Source organism: Streptomyces sp. RPA4-2 (assembly GCF_012273515.2).
GTDB lineage: Bacteria > Actinomycetota > Actinomycetes > Streptomycetales > Streptomycetaceae > Streptomyces > Streptomyces kaempferi.
This window is the reverse complement of record NZ_CP050975.2, coordinates 9,119,826-9,138,808: the sequence shown is the minus strand read 5'-3', so window position 1 is coordinate 9,138,808 and position 18,983 is coordinate 9,119,826. Positions and strand designations below refer to the sequence as shown.

Below are 18,983 nucleotides of genomic sequence, written 5' to 3'. Positions count from 1 at the left end.
CTCGGCACCGACAGCGCCGATCCCGGCGGCATCTGTGGCAAGGGCTCGGCGTTGACGGCCGATCACGGCGTAGTGGTACGACTGGTACCTCCTGCCGGCTCCTCGATCGGGTCGGTCTCGGGCGAGCGGCGGGCGAGGGCGAGGCTGGTCAGGGTCGTGATCGCCATCGCGGCGATGCCGACCAGCGCTGCCGTGGTGTAGGCGCCATCGCTCGGGAAGAGGTGGTCGGTGTCGGTGCCTGCGGCCAGCACCAGGCCGCCTATGGCGCTGCCCAGGGAGTACCCGACGCTTCGGACGACATAGTTGAAGCTCATGGCGCTCGACGTCTCGCTCTTGGGCGTGACGGCCAGGATGACGCCGGGCATGGCGGCCGAGAAGCTGCCGACGCCGAAGCCCAGCACGCCCATTGCCACGAACAGTTCGGCCAGGTTCGACCGGGCCGCCACGAAGAGGACGAATCCACAACCGACGACGACGGCGCTGCCGGCCAAGAGCAAGGGGGCGTCGATCCGCATCCGAACCCGAGGCGTGAGCTTGCCTGCGACGAACCCCAGCACAGAGAACGGAACGAGGACCAGCCCGGCGACGAAGGTGGTCAGCCCGAAGCCGTAGCCGGCGCTGTGCGGTGTCTGCGCGTACCGGGTGATGAGCGTGAGCAGGAGGTACATGCCGATCCCGCCGACGAACATGGCGATATTCGCCCCGGCGACCGCCGGGCGCCGTACCGCCCGGACATCGACCAGGGGCGTCTCACTGCGCAGCTCGGAGGCGGTCCAGGCGCAGAGCAAGAGCACGGCAACGAGGGCGAGGACCACCGCCACGGCGAGCTGATGGCTCCATAGACTCGTCTCGCTTGCGAGGAACAGGACGAGGAACAGTCCACCCGCCAGGACGAGCGCGCCCGTTACGTCCACGTGAGCGGAGCGGCCTTCGGGAGCTACGGGCATGGAGCGCCAGGCGGCCAGGAAGGCAAGAGCGGTGACGAACAGACCGAGGCCATAGGCGGCGCGCACCCCGCCGAACTCGGCGAGCAGGCCGGCGAGGGGGTAACCGACGCCGACCCCGATGATGGAGACCACCGAGATCAGGGCGATCGTGGCCGCGCTGCGCCGCTCGGTTAGATGGTCACGGGCCACGCCCATCATCAGCGCCGTCAGACCGAGCCCGACGCCTTGGGCCGCCCTACCGACAAGCAGCCACGCGAACGGCAGTGGTAACACGGTGAGCGCACTGCCGGCGACGACGACCGCCAGCGTGGCGAGAATCGTGGCTCGTCGGTGTGGGCCGGCTCCGAGCCGGCCGAGGACGGGCGTAGCGACGGCGCCGCTCAGCAGCGCGATGGTCAGCGTCCACTGCGCGCTGTCGAGCGAGACGTGGAACGTGGTCGCCACGCTGGTGATGAGCGGTGCCCCGAGGCTGGCGACTGCCGCCACGACCAGGGCGATGAACATCAAGGAGGGGACCAGCAGCCGCGCCTCGGAGTGCTCCCGGGTAGTGCTCACCGGTTGCTTCCGGTCGTGCTGGGGAGGAAGTCGGCGAAGCGAGGCGCGCCGGACTCGTGCGGCACACGCGTGGCGCGCGCGGCGAAGCTGACGGCGTGGTACCACCCGCACAGCAGAAGCAGATCGAGCAGTTGGAGCTCGTCGAAGACCGACACGAGCCGTGTCCACAGCGCGTCATCGATGTCGGAACGCTCGTGCAGCGCGTCGACGGCGAGGATGAGCAGCCGTTCCCGCTCGGACGTCCAGCACTCGTCAGCGGGGCCGCCGTGCACCAGGGATGCCGCCTGCTCGCGGGTGAGCCCGATCCGTTCGGCGAACGTCATCATGTGCACGCCCCACTCGTACTCGCAGCCGCACAGCGCGCATGTCCGGTCGATGGCGATCTCGCGTTCCCTCATGGTCAGGGTCAGCTGTCGGCCCAGCTCATAGCGCCCCCATCCGTGCAGGGCGCCGGCCATCGGGGGGTTTCTGGCGAACATCCGGAACAGTCCGATCGGCGGCACGTCCCCGGGCATCATGCGCGCGAGCAGCGCGCCGGCCTGGTCGGTGTACGGCGGCTCCAGCAGGGCTATTCGCGGCATCGGCGCTCCCGTTGAGGTTGTTTCGAAATTCGAAACACGCATGGATGCTAGTGTTTCGAATAACGAAACGCAAGGAGGGTCATGCCGACACCGCGCCCAGGAACACCGGTTCGTGGATCGACGACCGGCCGTCCGATCATGGCCGCGATGGACCTTTTCGGCCGTCGGTGGGCGCTGCGCATTCTCTGGGAGCTGCGTGCGGGGCCGCTCGGCGCCCGCGCGCTGCTGGCACATTGCGAAGGACTGTCGTCCAGCGTCCTCTACCAGCGGCTTCGCGAACTCACGTCAAGCGGGATCATCGCCGCCTCAGCCGACGGCTACGAGCTCACTCGCCTGGGGACAGCACTCAGTCATGCCCTCCAACCGCTCAACGAATGGGCGATCACCTGGGCGCAGGCGCAAGAACCGAACGATCAAAATCCTGCGGAGGCATGAAGGTGGAGCCGGCGGCGGGCGGAGGAAGCGGACGCCGATGCGGCACAAGGATCACGGCACTGCGATGAGCAGGCACGGTCTGCCCGTCACGATCGTCCGCGCGTGCATGCGCGACGGCCAAGGCGGTAGTCCCACCGCGGTGCTGGACGAGGCGCCGTTGAGTGACGATGGACGCCGTCGTGTGCCGGTTCTGACGGGAACGTCGCACGCGGTCTTCGTGTCGGTGCACGACAGCCGACGGGGCAGTCCGGTCGTTTCCCTCCGCTTCTTCACCGCCGAGGGAGAACTGCCTGCGTGCGGTCATGGGACGGTTGCCGCTCTGGCCTTCCTGGCCGAGCGCGCCGGGGGCCGGGAGTATCGGACCACTGTCCATGCGGCAGGGCGTGTCTTCCCTGGTTGGTCCGTACGGGAGAAGACGCATGTCCATGCCGCCTTCGACCCGGGTCCCGTAGACCTCCGCACGCCCACAGCGATCGAGTGCGACCTTGTCCTGCCCGCACTCGGTGTCACCTCGGGCGTACTCGCTCCTGGTATCCGCGTCGCCTCAGTGGGACGGCCGCGGTTGCTGGTTCCCCTGCCTACGCGGTCCGCTCTCACCACCCTCAGCCCGGACTTCGAACGGCTCCGTGCCGCCTGCGACCGTCTCGGTCTCCTGGGCTGCTACACCTACTCGGTGCCGACGCCCACCGGCCGCGTCGCGGCCCGCATGTTCGCCCCGTCGATCGGCGTCGCGGAAGACATCGCCAACGCCAACAGCACCGCCTGTCTCGCTGCGCACCTGGCCGGCCAGGGCATCAGCGACATCACCGTCGACATGGGTGACTCCCTCGGCAGTCCCTCCACGATCACCGCCACCGCACAGCCTGACGCGTCGGGGCTGCGGGTCCTCTTGGGCGGCGCCGCGGATGTCATACGCAGCATCCGCATGCCATAGCCGGCCCGTAGCTCATCAGCGGCCGGCACGACAGACGATCTCCACCGGCGGCATGGCCGCAGGCCAGAGGCGGTACGGGGGGCCTGGTTCGGGCCGTAGGCAGGTCAGGACGGCGAGCGGAGCCATCCGTAGGTCCTGGCACCCGCCCACCTCCCCAGTCCCCGTCCCGAACTACTCAAGGGGACCAGCGAACGGCACCGAACAGCATGCGTGCAGTTCTCCTGCGCAGTAACCGTCGCAGGTTGGGTCGGCCGCGTGCCGTCACACACCCCACCCCCACGTCTCTCTGACAGACAGTCACTCCCGGCAGCTCTTTCTTCCATAGAGGAACTGCACCCAGTGCGGCCGAACTGCGTGCCGGCCGACGGGACCTGGTACTCGCCCTACGACGACCAGTACCTCGACAGTGCCAAAAAGCTGGAAGTCGACCACCTCCTATCTGCACCTTCGACAGCTTGACCTAGAGTTCTTGCTGGTCAATGCGTCAGCGGTATGCCGCTGGTGGCCACGACGTCGTCAATTGGCCCCGGCATGACGACTCGAAGCGGCCCCGATTCGTGAAGTTCCATGATGGTTCAAGCAGCCCCGTGCCGGCATGGCCCGGTCTCTGCCGGGGCCTGCGAAATCTGCCGCTGCTCAAGTGGGTGCGGCTCGAGCCGCCCGGGTGGGGCCGCCGAACCACGTCGCGGCCAAAAAACGTGTACGCGGGTGAGGGCGGCTACGCCTGGGCTGACGGCCTTGTCCCACCGTGAGCCGATGGGGATCATGACCGGGTGCCGCACCAACAGAAACTCCACGAACTGCTCGCACGCGCCGGACTCACGGTCGTCGAGGACGTGCGCCCGGGCAGCCTGTTCCCGCCGGAAGCCGGCCGGCGGATCGCGCGGGGTATCGCGGCACCGGACGGCGCGGCCCGGGAAGCGCTCGACGCCGCGTGGTGGCGCCGTCTTTGCGATGTCGACGGCGAGTTCCTGGTGGCCGTTCTCGGGCACCGGATCGGCGGCAACGACTCCTGGTGGACTCGGGTCCGGTACGCCGGGAGCGGTGTGCCGGAGTTGACCGGCGACCCCGGGTTCGTGGCGCTCTCCCTCGACGGGCAGGTGTTGCTGGCGGAGGTGTCCGGCGCGTACGGGGATCGGGTGACGGCCCTCGACCGACTGCCGGAGCGGCTGGAGGAGGCCGCCGCGGCCGCCGGGCGCGAGACGGAGGTCGAGCGCGCCGAGGTGTGGGCGGCGGTGCCCGGCCGACGTGCGTGGCCTCTGCACTGGGCCGAGGGGATCGGGTCCAATCCGGCCGCGACGGACGAACTGCTGATCCGACTGCTGGATGTGGAGGTGGGCTTCCTGCACAGCTGCGACCGGCCTGCCGTACTCGACGCCGCGGTGGCGCATCCCGATCCGCAAGTGCGGTCGAGGCCCGCGGACACCTTCCGGCCCAAGCTCACATCCGATCAGTGGGTACGCCTGGTCCGCGCCGAGCCGTCGCCGAGCCGGCGCGTGCTCTGGGCCGAGCATGCCTGCGCCTGGGGTGTCGAACTCCCCGAGGACCTTTACGACGACCTCCTCGCAGGCCCGTCCCGCGCTCAGGCCGCCGAACTCTCGGGGCTCCCCGCACACCGCCTCCCCCGCCTCGCGGCCGACGCCGATCCCCGGGTGCGGGCGACTGCCTGCGCGCGCTGGGAAGACCTCGCCGCGCCGCTGCGGGCGCTACTGCTGGCCGACACCGACGACGCGGTGCGTACGGCGGCGCTGCTCGCCCACCACAACGGCGTCCCCATGCCTCGCGAGGTTTTTGCCGCGCTGCCCGCGCCCCGGCGCGCGCTCGAACAGTGCCGTCTCTCGCCCGAGTTGGAGGCGGAGCTGGTCCGGGACGGGGGCGCGGAGGTACGCCGAGCGCTGGCCGCCAACCCACGGCTCAGTGCACACAGCGTCGCCGTCCTGGCCGAGGACCCATCCGACGACATCCGCTCGGCGGTGGCGCTGCGGCCGGACCTCAACGAGGAGCAGCGTGCCGCGGTGCGCTACGACTTCGCCCCGACGTCGATGTCGCGCACTCTGCCCTGGGTCGAGGGCCTGCACGGTGACGCCGACGCGATGCGGCGCCTCGCCGTATCGTCCCATCCGCTCATCCGCCGAAGTGTTGCCCGTGCCCGGCATCTTCCACCGGACGTCGTGGAGCGTCTGGCGCGGGACGAGGACCGGACGGTCCGCCTATTCCTCGCCGAATCGTGCGATGACGCGCCGGCCGAGATGCTGCTGGGGGTCTGGCGCTGGTGGGACGGCAGCTTCACGCACCCCGACCGACCCCGCAGCCACCCCAACTTCCCCCGTACGGACCTGCTGCGCTACGTCGGCGACCCCGGTGGGCGGATGCGCCGCCTGGCCCTGGACGACCCGGAATCCACGCCTGCCGACGTCGCACGTCTCGCCCGCGACCCAGAAGCCGAGGTGCGCCGCCGTGCGGCCGAGGACAGCAGGCTGTCACCGGCTGACGCGGTGCGGCTGCTGAACGACCCAGCGGCCCACGTCCGCGGCATCGCGATGCGCAATCCGCGGCTGCCGGCCCGCGTCCTTGCCGAGCTGCTGCACGACCGCGACACGGCATGCACAGCGGTCACCAATCCGGCGATCCCGGTCCCCGTCCTGCACCGCATCCTGGCCGCTGCCGCGGCAGCCGTGGGCGCCCGGCGCTGATCACCGCCACCCCGCAGGGCGGCCGTGGCGGTCTGACCCTGAACTCCGGCACACCCCCGCCTGGGCGGCTCGAGTTGGGGTCTGGCACATCACGGAACTTGCGCCAGACCCCGGCAGTTCCCCGTCCGCGGCCGGCTCCTCTCCTTTGAGGAGCTTGTCCATGAGCTCCCGGGAGAGCTCCACCGGCGGAGGATCGGCCCGGACGGTCGACACGACGAAGACCTCGCGCAGTTCAACGCTTTGCTGCGTGCTCTGGTCGATGTCGGGGGTGAGGACCTCCAGATCGAGACGTCCGTACGTCTCCCGGACGCGGCGCGCGTAGGGCACGCGCGCCCGGTCAGCGGCGGCGTCCCGCTGATCCTCGGCGGCGCCGCCCGGGCCGTTTTCCTTGGCCGCTTCCAGGAGCGTGACGAACTGCCGGTGCCGGTTCCGCCACAGCTTCCCGGTCCACCAGAGAAGCGCTGACCGGATCGGAGGGCGGGGCGCAGCGGACGCATCCGCCGAGGACCGCCGTCACGGCGTCCCAGTCCGGAGGCCCGACGAACTCGCCCTGCAGAAGCCGGTGGACGCCCGACCTGCTCACGGCCCGGGCGCCGACCGCCGGGTTCCGGGCGATCGTCCACTCCAGCTCCGCCGACGCTGGGCGTGCCCGCCGCCCGGTGCACCTCCCTGAGCCAGGCGGCGAACTGCTTGCGTGCCTCGTCTCCCCGCTGCAACGCCGCTCCCTCCCCAGCGTCCCGGAACGTCCCGGGACGCCCCGCGTCCCGGCCTGGGCCGCAGCCTGCGGCAAGAAGGCCCGTATCCCGATCCGACCCGGCTTCCGCCACCGGCCGCCCGGGCGGCGGAAGGTACTCCCGTCACCGACAAACGAACGGAGCACACGATGACGCCGCACGACCTCCTCAACACCCTCGACCCCGTCGGCCTGCTCGCCCTCACCGGCACGGTCATGATGTTCGTGGGGGTGGTGCTGGCGACCATCTGGTCGCGCCACGCCAACCGCCGGCCCGCAGCCCGCACAACCATGAACACTCTCCTCAAGGCGCTGCGCCGGCTCCATCCCCTGTGACGCCCGAACGGCCGACCGACGGATCCGTCCGAGCCTCAGGACATGCTGCCCCGGCACACCGTCCCCGGGGCCGGGGTGCGGCCCGTGCGGAGGTAGCGGTCGACCGTCCCCGTGACGCAGCGGTTCTGCGGGTACGTGCCGTGGCCCTCCTCCTCCGCCGTCAGGAGGACGCCGACACCGTCGCCCAGGGCGCGGGCCATGTGACGGGCGCCGGAGTAGGGGGTGATCGGGTCGCCGGTGCCGCCGACCACCAGAACGGGGGCCGCGCCGTCGGCGTTCACCTGGAGCGTGGCGCGCTCGCCGTCGAACGGCCAGTCGTAGCAGAGGTAGACGCCGGTGGACCAGGCCGCGCCGAAGACGGGTGAGGCGGCTTTGACCCGGGCCTCGTCCCGGTCGAGGCGTTCGAAGCCGGGGCGCAGGCTGGAGTCCGCGCAGGTGATCGCGGTCTGGGCGGCGCGGCTGACGTCGCTCGGGGTCGCCGCGCGGTCGGCGGAGCCGATGTCGTCCGCGCCCTTGCGCAGCGGACGGCCGTCGTTGTGGTCGATCAGCGCGGTGAGGGCCTTGGCGAGCGGCGCCCAGCCGTCCGTGCCGAGGTCGAGATGGTCGCTGACGGCGTACGCGACGTCGTCGGCGTCGAGGTTCCTTCCGGCGCCGGCCGGGGCGGGCTTCTTCGCCAGGCGGTCGGCCAGGCGCGCCATGCGCCGGGCAGCCTCCTCGGGCCCGTCGCCGGTCGGGCAGTGGCGGATACGGGCCGCGCAGTACGCGGCGAACCGGTCGAACGCCGCTTGGACCGCCTTCACCTGCGATACCTGCTCCTCATCGAGGTCCTCGGTCGGATCGACGGACGCTTCGAGGACGAGCCGTCCGACGTGCGACGGGTACATGTGGGCGTAGACCGCGCCGAGCGCCGTTCCGTACGAGACGCCGAAGTAGTGCAGCCGCTCGTCTCCGAGGAGGTAGCGCATCAGGTCGAGGTCGCTCGCGGTGTGCGAGGTGCCGATGTACGGGAGGAGCGCCCCGGAGTGCTCGGCGCAGGCGTCGGCCCCGTCGTAGCCGGTGTCGTCCGCGGTCTTCCCGCATCGCACGGGGATGGTCGCGCCGACGCCGCGCGGGTCGAAGGAGACCAGGTCGTAGCGGTCGAGGAGCGCCTCGTACTGGTTGAGGCGTTCGGGCAGTCCGCTCACGCCGGACACGCCGGGGCCGCCGAAGTTGAGGACGAGCGAGCCGATGCGCCGGGCGTTCGGGCCGGTGGCCTTGCGGCGGATCAGGGCGACGTCGATCGTCCTGCCCTCCGGCTTCCGGTAGTCGAGAGGGGCCTTCATGGTGGCGCAGTCGTAGCCCGTGCGCGCGGTGGACGGCGAGGTGCAGCTGGACCAGTGGAGGTGCTGGCCGGTGGTGAGCGCGGTGGGCAGACCGGCGGGCGGGTTGTTCGCGGTGAACTCCGTACGCGGCTCCGCACTCCGGCCGGGAGCGTCGTACTGGAGCCAGGCGCCGAGGGCCCCGATCGCGGCGAGGACGACCCCGGCGATTATGCGCGCGCCGACCGAGAGGCCCGGTCTGCGGCTTCGTATCGGATGTGCGTCACTCATCGAGATCCCCGCGCTCCCGCCCCTGGACGCCCGCCCCGTGCCCGCATGCCCGTACCCGTGAACGTCCGAACGTCGAATGCGTGCAGGATACAAGCCGCCTCCGACAGCACGGCCGGACGCCCGGCGTGCGATGTCCGGGACGGCGGGCTCGTCACGGCCGGTCAGCCGGTGGCGGACGGGGACACGACTCGACCACCGGTGTACGCGCGCCGACCCACCGCGCCGCCCCCTGCGCATCGACGCAAGCCGCGGCAGCGGGAATCGCCACCTCCACCGGCGCCGAGCAACTCCAGATCCTCAACCGCTACGACGACGGCACCCGCCGTCTCGCCAACACACACGGTCGACCGGACCAACACCGGCTGCACCAGCGCACGGCAGGACCGACTACGTGCAGAACATCGGCTGCTCCCCGTCCGGCGAGACGAACCGGCAGCGTCAAGGTTGTGCCGAGAACAGAAGGTCAGGGATGTCCTGAGCCCTCACACATCACGGCGATGGGTATGCGGGGCCAGGTAGAGGATTGGGTAGTTGTCGCCGGTTGTCGGCGCGTCAGCTGGACCCGGATCTATGAGCCGGATGTAGCGACCTCGACGGTGGGTTCGTCAGACCGCACGTCCGCAAGCTGCTGGTGACGGCCTGGCCGCCCGCCAGAAGTGACTTCCTGGGCGACTGCAGTGAACGTCCGCCGGAACGGACTCGATTACAAGCGTCTGCCCCAGCCCTCCGGGCCCACCTGCACTGGGCACTCATCACCGTGATGACCCGGCGCCGAGGGCGTGTATCGAAAGTTGTCTTCGATGTGAGCGGAGGCTGTTGCGGGGGTGGCGCCCGTCGGCCGCCTTTCCAACACTGGTGACGTACAGGCGACGGGGGGCACAGACATGGCGACGCGCACAGAACCGGCGCAGGCACCGCTACCGGAGCGACGGCCGGAGCTGGACGCGATCCGGATGCTGGTCGTGATCGGGCTGGTCTTCTTCCACTCGGCACTCGTATTCGCTGCCGACGACGACTTCTACGTCAAGAACGCCGAGACCACCGAAGCCATCATGATCATCGCCGGGTTCGGAGTCGTCTGGGCCATGCCGCTGCTGTTCCTCATCTCCGGCCTCGGTGCCTGGCACTCGCTTCAGCGCCGCGGCGCGTGCGGCTTCGCCAGCGAGCGGCTGCTGCGGCTCGGCGTTCCGCTGGTCTTCGCGACCCTCACGCTGAACCCGCTGCCGCAGTGGCTGCGGCTGCGCTCGGCCGACGCCGACTACCACGAGTCGTACCTCGGCTTCCTGCCCCACTTCTACGACGTGCACCTGGAGCCCGAAGAGTTCCCCTTCCTCGTCCAGGGCGAGCACTTCGAGACCGGCCATCTTTGGTTCGTCGTGCTCCTCCTGGCGTTCTCCCTCATGCTGGTGCCGTTCCACCGATGGTTGCCGCGCGAGCGCGTCCGCCGCATCGGCGACCGGGTGGCGGAGGCGACCCTGCACCGGCGGGGCGTCGTGTTCCTGCCGGCCCTCGCCTTCGCGGCGATCTGTGCCTTCGCAGGGCTGGAGGAGGACTACGCAGGCTGGCACCGCTGGTCGTACCTGCTGTTCTTCGTTGCCGGCTTCGCGCTCGCCACCGACGACCGCTTCCGCACCGTGATGCGGCGCGACGCCGGGAGCGCAGCCTGGCTCGGCGCCCTGCTGTTCGCGGCAGCCGGCCCCGGCTTTGCGCTGGCCGATGAGCCCTTCACGGAGATGACCGCCCTGGCCACCGCCTCACGGGCACTGTTCGGTGCTGCCGGATGGTGCCTGGTGGTCGCCATACCAGGCCTCCTCGACCGTCGGCGGCTGGAGCAACCGCGTGCGGCGCCGAACCCGACCCCGACGACGCGTCGGCGCCTCTATGACTATCTCGCCGCGGCTGTGCTGCCGCTGTACGTCCTGCACCAGCCGATCGTGGTCGCCGTCGCATACTTCGTGATCGGCTGGTCTGCGCCGATCTTGGTTGAGTACGCCGTGCTCGTGGTGATCGCCCTCATCCTCACCCTCACCGCGTACGAGCTGCTGGTCCGCCGCACGCGGGCGACCCGCTTCCTGTTCGGGATGCGACCCTAGGGGCGTCTCGAATGTGCCGGTCGCAGCCACTCGTTGACAGCCGCTACAAGGACGGTCGCCTCGTAGCGGACCGCGAGCTTGTCGTACCTCGTGGCCACCGCACGGTGCCTTTTGAGGCGACTGGCACCGCACTCGACCGCGTGCCGAGCCTCGTAGTCCTCCGGGTCGAACTTTGGCGGACGGCCGCCGCGGGAGCCGCGTTTCCATCGGTCGCGGGCCTGGTCGGCCTTGTCCGGGATGGTGCAGCGAATGCCACGTCTGCGCAGGTAGGCGCGGTTCGTGCGGGAGGCGTACGCCTAATAGGCGTTGAGGGCTGGGAGTTGGATCAGCTCTGGGCACCCTGATGCGGCCCAGGACGACCTCGAACCGCGGGAGGTTCCCGCGTTGCCCGGCGGTGATCACGATCGACATGGGCTTCTGCCCCTGCTCGACGGCGAGGTGCAGCTTGGTGGTCAGGCCTCCGCGCGAGCGCCCGAAGCCGTGATCGTCGGACTCGGTGGCGACACCACCGGGCAGCTCCTTCTGCAGGTCCCCCTTTCCGCACTCCGGCGGCGTGCTGGTGGGCCCGGCAGATGGTGGAGTCGATGTTGAGGTCCCAGGTGATCAGGTCCTTCGCATCGGCCCCAGCCTGGAGTTCGGTGAAGATGCGCTGCCAGGTGCCGTTGCGCTGCCAGCGGCGGAACAGGTTGTGCGCCCGGCCCCATGGCCCGTACTCGGAGGGCATGTCCCGCCACGGGATGCCGGTACGGACCGGAAGCGTATGCCGTCGATCAGCTGCCGTCGGATCCATATCGGTGGCCGGCCGGGCCTCTTACCCCTCGGCAACAGCGGCTCCAGCACACCCCATTGTTCATCCGTCAGGTCTCCACGCACCACGAACCAAGATCACCTCACCGCCGAGATCCAATTCCGATACACGCCCTAGTCTTCTGAGTCAGGAATTCTGTTCAGATAGCTGGCGAGGCGTTCGAGGGTCTCGTCTGCGGTCTTGGTCCAGACGTAGGGCTTGGGGTCGGTGTTCCATGTGGCGATCCAGGTTCGGATGTCCTTCTCCAGGGCCTGGACGGATCTGTGGACGCCTCGCCGTATGTGCTTCCGGTTGGCCGGGCTGCGCAAAGGCTCGTCCTCGCTCCGGGCTGAAGCGCCGGCCACAAGCTGCGGCTGGGATGGGCAGCGTGGACCTGCGCCGGCCGGGAACTCATCGGTCCGCCCCGGAGGCCGGCGTACGCGGGACGGGGACCCGGCGCTACGGCCGATGGTCGCCGGTTCCCAGGACCTTCATCTGGGCGGTCACGAGGGCGGTGGGAACCTTCTTGACCCTGTGAGCCTCGGTATCGACCGCGGAGAAGACTGCCACGGTGGAACCCGAGCGGATGACCTGGAAACTCTGGAGCGTCCTGACGGGATCGCTGTCCCCGCCGGTAGAGGACGACACGACGTCGAGCCTGAAGGAGACTCCCTCGTCGCCCTGATGCGGATCGCCGGTGGGACGCAGGTCCTCGAAGGTCGTATCCGCCGGCCACGTCATCGTGTAGGTAGTGCAGGTCGCCAGGGCCGAGCGCAGTTCGTCCATCACCCGCTCGGCGTCGGCCGCACGATAGGACACGAGGTGGAAGGTGGACGTTCCGTCCTCGTTCTGGGCCATGCGCGTCACGCTGCCGAGTGGGGTGTACTTGCTGGCGCCCGACAAGGCGGAGCCAACCGGCGCGCAGGACACGGGACGCGTGGCCTCCTCGCGCAGGGCACTGACGGTGCCGTCGCCGAAGCCGTCCGTGCCGGAGCCCAGCCTGGTGATGGTCCACCCCGGCAGGTCCCGTGCGTCGACCACCGCCCGTTCGAGCTGATTCTGAGTCAGGGGGCGCTGTGTCGGGCTTTTCGGCGTCGGCGTCGCGGCGGAAGCCGTTCGTGCGGCGCTCTCCGCACCCGGTGCATGGCCGGCGGTGGAGCCCCCGCCCTTCTCGGCACCGCAGCCGACCGTTCCCAGGCCCAGGACCACGCCTGCGGCTCCGACGGCCCATCTTCGTATGACGATGTTCTTCACTGCCCACCCCTGGATCGCATCTGTGAGAGGGGATAGTACGGCCATGACCTCGGGCGTTGCCCCCGGACCCCTGCGTTGACCGTCGGGCGCGCGTAGCGTGCGGGCATGCACCTTCGCTGGGAGTGGATCGAGCATCTGATGCCTGAGCAGTACGTGCCGACCCTCGGTTCAGTCCACCCGAGCAGCCCGTTCGCCGATCTGTTCGCGGCCGTGGTGGAGGTTGCCGGTACAGGCCGGTTCCTCCCACATGACAAGGACCTCGGATGGTGCGACCGAAGGACCGAGTAAGTCGTGGTCGACGCGATCGAGCACGACCACCGGCGGACCCTGGTGCCCACGCTCCTTGACCGCGGGAGGCGCACCGTCGACATGTACGAGTCCGACCCGGACAGTCCGGCCCGCGCCGCGGGCCTCGCCTGCCGGCTTGCCCAGGTGTGCTGCTGCTGGCGCTTCCCGACGGACGACCTCGCCGTCGATTCCCTACTCAGCGATCATTCACAATTCCTGATTGGCAGCCGAGTCGTCGTGGGGCGCCGGGCGGCCAATCACTGAAAGCCACAAACGGCAGAGCCTTTTGAACGACACCCGGCACCCCTGGGGGGTCAACCGCCCGGCACCCCTGGGCGGGTCAACCAACGACGGGCTTACCACATGTTCAGAGGACGGTCTGTTCCCACTCCCAGGGCCTGGCGTGGATCTCCCGGAGGAGTTCGGCGAAGGTATCACCGTCGAAGAGCAGACCGTTGTAGTCCGCCGGGATCCGCTTGTCGTTGATCACAGCGGAGGGCGTTCCTGGCCCTCCAGGGTCCTTCGCGCCCCCGGCCCGCTCGTACGCTTTCTCGGAAGTGGTGACGAAGGAGCGGTACTTCATGCTCTTGACGGCCGCGTCGAACGCCGGACCGCGCAGCCCCTCCACCTGGCCGGCCAGTTCCAGCAGACGGGCGTCGGTGAACCCATCAACACTCTCCTCGGGCTGGTTGGCGTAGAGCACCTCGTGGTACTCCACGAATTTGTCCTCCTCCAGCGCTGCCCGCAGTGCGTTGACCGCCTTCTTGGAGCCGCTCCCACCGAGCCTGTCGTCCAGGAAGGAGGCCAGGGTGTATTCGGTTGTCGCGCGGCGGGCCAGCATCGCTTCGCGCAACTGCGGGGAACCACCTGTGGTCTCGAACTCCTCGCAGACCGGACAGCGCGGATCCTCGTACAGGTGCACGGTCACCCTCGCGTCCGGATCACCCACCACGATGGTCATGCCATCCTTGCCGAGTTTCTCCGGCAACTTCTTCGCGCTCACGAACGCCGGTTTGGCCTCAGCCGACCGGTGCCCGCACCCCGCCAGCATCAGCACTGTGGCCACGCACAGCACAGCCCACTGCCCCCCACGCACCATGCGCCATCCCCTCCTGAAGAACAGCCAGACCTTAGACCATGTGTTCGGCAGGTGCCCAGCTCATTTCGTACGGGAAGCGGCAAGGCGTTCGCCACTTCGACGCCTCTGCCCGATGTCGCCGCAGGGCGCGGCGGTTGGCTCAACGTCGGGCCCGCACCAGCAGGTACAGGAAGTACGGCGTGCCGATGACCGCGGTGACCACGCCCGCGCCCAGTTGCGCACGGGCGATGAGCGTACGGCCCAGGAGGTCGGCCGTGCAGGGCAGCACCGCACCCAGAAGCAGGGACATCGGTACCACCCGGGCGTGACGGCGGCCGACCAGAGCGCGGGCCGCGCGCGGAGCCACCCGACCGACGAAGCCGATGGTGTCAGGCCTCGGCGAGCCAGCGATGCGGGACCGGCTCTGCAGGCTATGAATCGCCCACGCCGACGATATGCGGCGTGCACGGGCGAAAGCGCTGCCGAGAACATGCTCCGCAAGGCACGCCAGGTGCTCCCCGCTCTGCCTGGTCGGCGGGCCGTCCTTCTGACACTGCGGCGCCTGCTCGCCGATCCGGCCAAAGCGGCACCGGCCGATACGATGTCCGGGCCCAGCCGTCCCCCCGGCGACAGGCCCGTGTCCAGCGGAAGGACTCCGCAGTGATCCAGCTCCGCGCCCGTGCGGCGGTGTTCTCGGCTGGCTCATGGGGCACCGCCGTAGGAAAGATCCTCGGCGATGCCGGCACCGACGTGACCATGCACGCACGGCGCAGCGAGATCGCCGACGCCATCAACACCCCGCATCGCAATCCCCGGTACTTCCCCGACGTTCAGCTGCCGCCACCCGTGACCGCCACCACCGACCCGGCTGCCGCCGTGGACGGCGCGGACTTCGTGGTCCTGTCCATTCCCGCGCAGTCCCTGCGCGCGAGTCTCGCGGGATGGGCGCCGCACATCGGTCCGGACACGGTGATCGTGTCGCTGATGAAGGGCATCGAGGTCGGCAGCGGGCTGCGGGCGAGCCAGGTCATCCGCGAGGTGACCGGCGTGAATGCCGAACGGGTTGCCGTGCTGTCCGGCCCGAACCTGGCAGCTGAGGTCATGTCGGGCCAGCCCGCCGCCGCAACCGTCGCATGCTCCGACGAGACCGCGGCCCGCCGCTTCCAGCAGGCGTGCCGCACCTCCTACTTCCGGCCCTACACCAGCACCGACGTGACCGGCTGCGAGCTCGGCGGCGCCGTGAAGAACGTCATCGCCCTGGCGGTCGGTATCGCCTCGGGCATGGGCCTGGGGAACAACGCCACGGCCATGCTCATCACCCGCGGTCTTGCGGAGGCCACTCGGCTTGCCACGGCCATGGGCGCCGCCCCGGCCACCCTCGCCGGCCTTTCCGGCGTCGGCGACCTGGTGGCCACCTGTTCCTCACCGCTCTCCCGCAACCGCACCTTCGGCACCCACCTCGGCAACGGCCTGAGCGTCGAAGAAGCAACCACCGCCACCCGGCAGACCACCGAGGGTGTCAAGTCCGCCGCGGCAGTCCTCTCCCTGGCCCAGGTCCACGACGTCGAGATGCCGATCACTGAAGTGATCTCCGCCCTGCTGCACGAGAAGGTCACCCTCGACGAGGCCGCCGCCGCGCTGATGCAGCGGCCTCCCAAGCCCGAGCGCTGACCCCCGCGGCCCTGTTCGCGGGGCCCATCATCACCGACGGACACAATGTCACGGACGGCTGGAAGATGTTCAACCGACAAGGGCGGCGGATCGGTACGTATGACCCGGATCTCAACTACCTCAAGCCATGAGGGTTTCGCGATCGAGGTCGCGTCGCCAGGTGCCGGGAGGATTGTCGTCGGCGACTTCACCGAGACCTTCCCTATGGACCTCACATTCTGGGATTCGGGGCACTACGAGAAGAGCTGGGCGAACGCACTGCGTCGACTGGAGGAGGCGGATGTGGTGACTTCCTGCCTCGTCTCCTCCATCACGGATCCGAAGACGGCCAATTTTATCTTCTGTTGGCCGCTCTACCGGATCCGGGGCGACGTTTTCGCGCAGAATTCCCTGATCATCTTCAATGAGCTGGATAGCGCCTTCGACCCGGAGAGTCCCTGGCATTCCGTCAGTCCCCGAGAGATCGTTGATGAGGACGGCAATAGGATCTCAGAATGGTGCACCGACATCGAGACCGTACGGGAATTTCGAGCAGCGTCGGGATGAACTTGAGCGACCTTCTTCATTTAGCACTACGGCGGAAGGTGCGTCACGCGGCAGTCGCTGCGGACCATCACCATCCGCAACCGAGGGTCACTCGCCAGCACCGTCGCGCCGTTCCCCATCTAGAGGAATGGCACACGATCCTCAAAATCCGCGTCGTCAGAAAATTCTGGCGGGATCCAATTTCGCGACTGAGGCTTTTCCATCATCGGTCTGAGCTGGCCAAATGCAGGGTGAGGACGGCCTGGACGAGGCAGGTGATCCGGGTGGTCGAGCACCGGAGCTTGCGAAGAAGCCGCCAAGACTTGAGGGTGGCCACTGCCTGCTCGACGAGGGCGCGGATCTTCGCGTGAGACCGGTTCACCGCCTGCTGACCAGTGGAAAGGGCCTCCCACCGCCCCCAGCACGGGGTACGGACCGTGCCGCCGGCACCCCGGTAGCCCTTGTCGGCCCAGCACGTGATGCCGGCCCCGGCGAGGGCGTCGACGATGCCGTGTTCGCGAGCCGCGCGGACGTCGTGGACGGCGCCGGGCAAGGCTGGTGACGCCCACAACAGCCGGCCGAAGGGATCGGCGAGGACCTGCACGTTCATCCCGTGCCTCTTGTGCTTCCCCGAGTAGTAGGGCCGGTCCGCGGCGATCCGGTCGATCGGCAGCAGGGTCCCGTCCAGCAGCACGAACGCCTTCGACGATGCTGTCCGGACCGCCTCTGCAAGGGTCGGCGCGAGAGCGGCCAAGACCTCGACGGCCTCGGTGATGTACCGGTACGCGGTCGTGGTCCCAATGCCGAACCCGGCCGCGAGCTGGGCATACGGGTGGCCGTTGCGGAGATGGGCGAGCGTGAGCAGGGCCTGCCGGCCGACGCTCAGGCGCCGCCAGCGGGTACCGAGATCCCTGCGGCGCTGACGGAGCTTGGCGGACAGGAAGCGCAGGGCAGAACCGGACACGTCCACGCCGGACGGGTAGACAAGCACATGAAGCCTCTGGTGGAGACGGATTTCTTGGTCGAAAACCCATCTACCAGGGGCCTCACCGGTCTGTCAGCCCAACTGCTCGCCTCACCGGTCAGGTTGACAAGACATCAGTGCTCCCCGTGCACGTGACGCTCATAGAATCCCAGCATGCCCTCCCCGATAGCCCGACGCCCCTTGCTAATTGCCCTGCTGGTCGTGGGACTGGCCGCATTCGGCTACTACGCTCTGCAGCCCGTACGGGAAGCTTGCACGCTTTCCTCCGAACCGTATGGCTCCACCTTCACCCCAAACAGCTCCCACACCTCCGGCAGCGGCAGGTGCGGCGAAGATCGCACGCGCTTCATGGTCTGGCTTGAGGGATAGGCGCACCCATCGGATGAGATCGACCACCCTTGGGAAGCCGATGCAAGCCGCTGCCTGGCAGCCGCTGCGTTGGCCCGATGGCGGGTCAGCCCTGTTCAGCCGCGGTTTTGAAGGCGGCCTGCCACTCGATGCGAGCAGTACGGGGCAGGCTCACTGATCAGGTTGGAAAGGGCTCACTGCCCGAGTTCCAGCAATTCTACGGGCACCTCAACACGATATCTTTCCACCTAGTATGGATACGTTGTGGGCCAAAACCAAACTCCGTCTGCCTGAGAACCCAGGGCACCTATAACCGGCTTAGTGCGATCCAGCTCATCATGAGCTGGACTTCCCGATACGAGCATATGGAACGCCGCCGTCAGATATGAAACCACTTCGACCGTCGCGCCTGAAAATTTATTACATGAGGCCGACAGAAGAGGCTGACCCGGCACGCCACTCTCCGTATCACTATAGAAACCGACAGGCCTAAGCATATTTGTCATTTCTCATTCTCTCAGGGGGTGAATAGTTTCCACTTTCCAAGCGGGCGGTAAGGAGTATCGCTGAGCCGAATACGCCCGAAAGCGTACGCGTTGCCAAGGAGAGCCGCGTCTTCGGCCTCGCAAGTCCGCACACTCTTCTGACACCGGGACCACCCGCCCCGCAGCCGCACCTGACCCTAGAGCGATCACGTTCCCGGCCCTGTGCCCACTATCTGCGGCCCGTTGCCGTTCTTTTCCGGCATGGAAAGCGGCGGCTCATGAGGAACGCACGAGCCGACAGGACCGGACACATCGGGGAGTTCATCAGGCGCGGTCCGTGGTCGCTGAAGTCGATTCGCTCTTGACCCGACAGGTCCACCTCTTCGACACCGATCGCCTCGACTCCCTCAGCGTCGTGGTACTCCCGGTGCGCATCGAAGACATCCACGGTGTCTCGATCAGCGAATTCGTCCTCTTCGACAGCCGGTTCACCTGCATCGACGCCATCGTTGAGGTGATCAGTCATCACGCTGGCACCGCTGAAGGGAAGATCCGGCGGCGAACCCCATTTGTCACATGTGTATCAGCTACGGCGTTTCGGCCAATCCTCGACGAGGGTGAGGCCCACGTGCTTCAAGGGTGCATGCCGTCTACACGAGAGCATTC

General features: G+C 68.6%; 16 protein-coding genes and 3 pseudogenes. 9 read left to right on the top strand and 10 right to left on the bottom strand.

Features of this window, described 5'->3' with window-relative positions:
- Window positions 1–62 precede the first annotated feature (62 nt).
- Window positions 63–1,451 (bottom strand): MFS transporter, encoded by a 1,389-nt coding sequence (locus tag HEP85_RS40315; RefSeq protein ID WP_369658160.1) that lies wholly within the window; start codon window positions 1,449–1,451, stop codon window positions 63–65.
- A gap of 47 nt (window positions 1,452–1,498) precedes the next feature.
- A complete protein-coding gene (locus HEP85_RS40310) occupies window positions 1,499–2,083 on the bottom strand; it encodes a carboxymuconolactone decarboxylase family protein (RefSeq protein ID WP_168532239.1) in 585 nt (194 codons plus the stop codon).
- 138 nt (window positions 2,084–2,221) lie between these two features.
- Between HEP85_RS40310 and HEP85_RS40305 the strand changes: the two genes are divergently transcribed.
- From HEP85_RS40305 to HEP85_RS40285, 5 genes are all read left to right on the top strand, one after another.
- Complete coding sequence (locus tag HEP85_RS40305; protein ID WP_168532238.1) at window positions 2,222–2,518, top strand: helix-turn-helix domain-containing protein; 297 nt, start codon at window positions 2,222–2,224, stop codon at window positions 2,516–2,518.
- A 64-nt stretch (window positions 2,519–2,582) separates the two neighbouring features.
- Entirely contained in the window at window positions 2,583–3,452 is an 870-nt protein-coding gene (locus tag HEP85_RS40300; protein WP_168532237.1) for a PhzF family phenazine biosynthesis protein, read from the top strand.
- A gap of 773 nt (window positions 3,453–4,225) precedes the next feature.
- Window positions 4,226–6,145 (top strand): hypothetical protein, encoded by a 1,920-nt coding sequence (locus HEP85_RS40295; RefSeq protein ID WP_168532236.1) that lies wholly within the window; start codon window positions 4,226–4,228, stop codon window positions 6,143–6,145.
- Between the two features lie 240 nt (window positions 6,146–6,385).
- Window positions 6,386–6,610 carry a hypothetical protein gene (locus HEP85_RS40290; protein WP_168532235.1) on the top strand — a complete coding sequence of 75 codons (225 nt, stop codon included), beginning with the start codon at window positions 6,386–6,388 and terminating at the stop codon, window positions 6,608–6,610.
- A gap of 418 nt (window positions 6,611–7,028) precedes the next feature.
- Window positions 7,029–7,214, top strand: a complete 186-nt coding sequence (locus HEP85_RS40285) for a hypothetical protein (protein ID WP_168532234.1) — start codon at window positions 7,029–7,031, stop codon at window positions 7,212–7,214.
- Between the two features lie 35 nt (window positions 7,215–7,249).
- On the opposite strand, the gene HEP85_RS40280 is transcribed toward HEP85_RS40285, so the two are convergent.
- Window positions 7,250–8,803, bottom strand: a complete 1,554-nt coding sequence (locus HEP85_RS40280) for an alpha/beta hydrolase (RefSeq protein ID WP_168532233.1) — start codon at window positions 8,801–8,803, stop codon at window positions 7,250–7,252.
- An 884-nt stretch (window positions 8,804–9,687) separates the two neighbouring features.
- Between HEP85_RS40280 and HEP85_RS40275 the strand changes: the two genes are divergently transcribed.
- Window positions 9,688–10,896 carry an acyltransferase gene (locus HEP85_RS40275; RefSeq protein WP_168532232.1) on the top strand — a complete coding sequence of 403 codons (1,209 nt, stop codon included), beginning with the start codon at window positions 9,688–9,690 and terminating at the stop codon, window positions 10,894–10,896.
- Here the strand turns inward: HEP85_RS40275 and HEP85_RS40270 are convergent.
- The 3 genes and pseudogenes from HEP85_RS40270 to HEP85_RS40260 form a co-directional block, all read right to left on the bottom strand.
- Window positions 10,893–11,772 (bottom strand): annotated as a pseudogene (locus HEP85_RS40270) (IS5 family transposase). The gene HEP85_RS40275 and the pseudogene HEP85_RS40270 overlap by 4 nt on opposite strands.
- Before the next feature lie 45 nt (window positions 11,773–11,817).
- A pseudogene (locus HEP85_RS40265) lies at window positions 11,818–11,994 on the bottom strand (IS630 family transposase); the annotation flags it as partial.
- 148 nt (window positions 11,995–12,142) lie between these two features.
- Window positions 12,143–12,892: a hypothetical protein gene (locus HEP85_RS40260; protein WP_168532231.1), complete on the bottom strand. Its 750-nt coding sequence runs from the start codon at window positions 12,890–12,892 to the stop codon at window positions 12,143–12,145.
- A 336-nt stretch (window positions 12,893–13,228) separates the two neighbouring features.
- Between HEP85_RS40260 and HEP85_RS40255 the strand changes: the two genes are divergently transcribed.
- A complete protein-coding gene (locus HEP85_RS40255; RefSeq protein ID WP_168532230.1) occupies window positions 13,229–13,489 on the top strand; it encodes a hypothetical protein in 261 nt (86 codons plus the stop codon).
- A gap of 103 nt (window positions 13,490–13,592) precedes the next feature.
- Here the strand turns inward: HEP85_RS40255 and HEP85_RS40250 are convergent, their stop codons facing one another.
- Entirely contained in the window at window positions 13,593–14,186 is a 594-nt protein-coding gene (locus HEP85_RS40250) for a thioredoxin domain-containing protein (RefSeq protein ID WP_348772512.1), read from the bottom strand.
- Between the two features lie 277 nt (window positions 14,187–14,463).
- A pseudogene (locus HEP85_RS40245) lies at window positions 14,464–14,691 on the bottom strand (iron chelate uptake ABC transporter family permease subunit); the annotation flags it as partial.
- A gap of 272 nt (window positions 14,692–14,963) precedes the next feature.
- On the opposite strand from HEP85_RS40245, the gene HEP85_RS40240 reads away from it, so the two are divergent.
- Together HEP85_RS40240 and HEP85_RS40235 are read left to right on the top strand one after the other, a co-directional pair.
- Window positions 14,964–15,974, top strand: coding sequence for an NAD(P)H-dependent glycerol-3-phosphate dehydrogenase (locus HEP85_RS40240; protein WP_168532228.1), 1,011 nt, complete (start codon window positions 14,964–14,966; stop codon window positions 15,972–15,974).
- 99 nt (window positions 15,975–16,073) lie between these two features.
- Window positions 16,074–16,520 (top strand): hypothetical protein, encoded by a 447-nt coding sequence (locus tag HEP85_RS40235; protein ID WP_248002334.1) that lies wholly within the window; start codon window positions 16,074–16,076, stop codon window positions 16,518–16,520.
- A 202-nt stretch (window positions 16,521–16,722) separates the two neighbouring features.
- Here the strand turns inward: HEP85_RS40235 and HEP85_RS40230 are convergent, their stop codons facing one another.
- Complete coding sequence (locus tag HEP85_RS40230; RefSeq protein ID WP_168531995.1) at window positions 16,723–17,490, bottom strand: IS5 family transposase; 768 nt, start codon at window positions 17,488–17,490, stop codon at window positions 16,723–16,725.
- A gap of 1,056 nt (window positions 17,491–18,546) precedes the next feature.
- Window positions 18,547–18,843 (bottom strand): hypothetical protein, encoded by a 297-nt coding sequence (locus HEP85_RS40225; RefSeq protein WP_168532227.1) that lies wholly within the window; start codon window positions 18,841–18,843, stop codon window positions 18,547–18,549.
- Window positions 18,844–18,983 lie beyond the last annotated feature (140 nt).

Bases quoted from the DNA above. Each gene is read 5' to 3' on its own strand.
- HEP85_RS40315 (WP_369658160.1), bottom strand. From the start codon at position 1,451: ATGTTCATCGCCCTGGTCGTGGCGGCAGTCGCCAGCCTCGGGGCACCG.
- HEP85_RS40310 (WP_168532239.1), bottom strand. From the start codon at position 2,083: ATGCCGCGAATAGCCCTGCTGGAGCCGCCGTACACCGACCAGGCCGGC.
- HEP85_RS40305 (WP_168532238.1), top strand. From the start codon at position 2,222: ATGGCCGCGATGGACCTTTTCGGCCGTCGGTGGGCGCTGCGCATTCTC.
- HEP85_RS40300 (WP_168532237.1), top strand. From the start codon at position 2,583: ATGAGCAGGCACGGTCTGCCCGTCACGATCGTCCGCGCGTGCATGCGC.
- HEP85_RS40285 (WP_168532234.1), top strand. From the start codon at position 7,029: ATGACGCCGCACGACCTCCTCAACACCCTCGACCCCGTCGGCCTGCTC.
- HEP85_RS40280 (WP_168532233.1), bottom strand. From the start codon at position 8,803: ATGAGTGACGCACATCCGATACGAAGCCGCAGACCGGGCCTCTCGGTC.
- HEP85_RS40275 (WP_168532232.1), top strand. From the start codon at position 9,688: ATGGCGACGCGCACAGAACCGGCGCAGGCACCGCTACCGGAGCGACGG.
- HEP85_RS40250 (WP_348772512.1), bottom strand. From the start codon at position 14,186: ATGACCATCGTGGTGGGTGATCCGGACGCGAGGGTGACCGTGCACCTG.
- HEP85_RS40235 (WP_248002334.1), top strand. From the start codon at position 16,074: ATGACCCGGATCTCAACTACCTCAAGCCATGAGGGTTTCGCGATCGAG.
- HEP85_RS40225 (WP_168532227.1), bottom strand. From the start codon at position 18,843: ATGACTGATCACCTCAACGATGGCGTCGATGCAGGTGAACCGGCTGTC.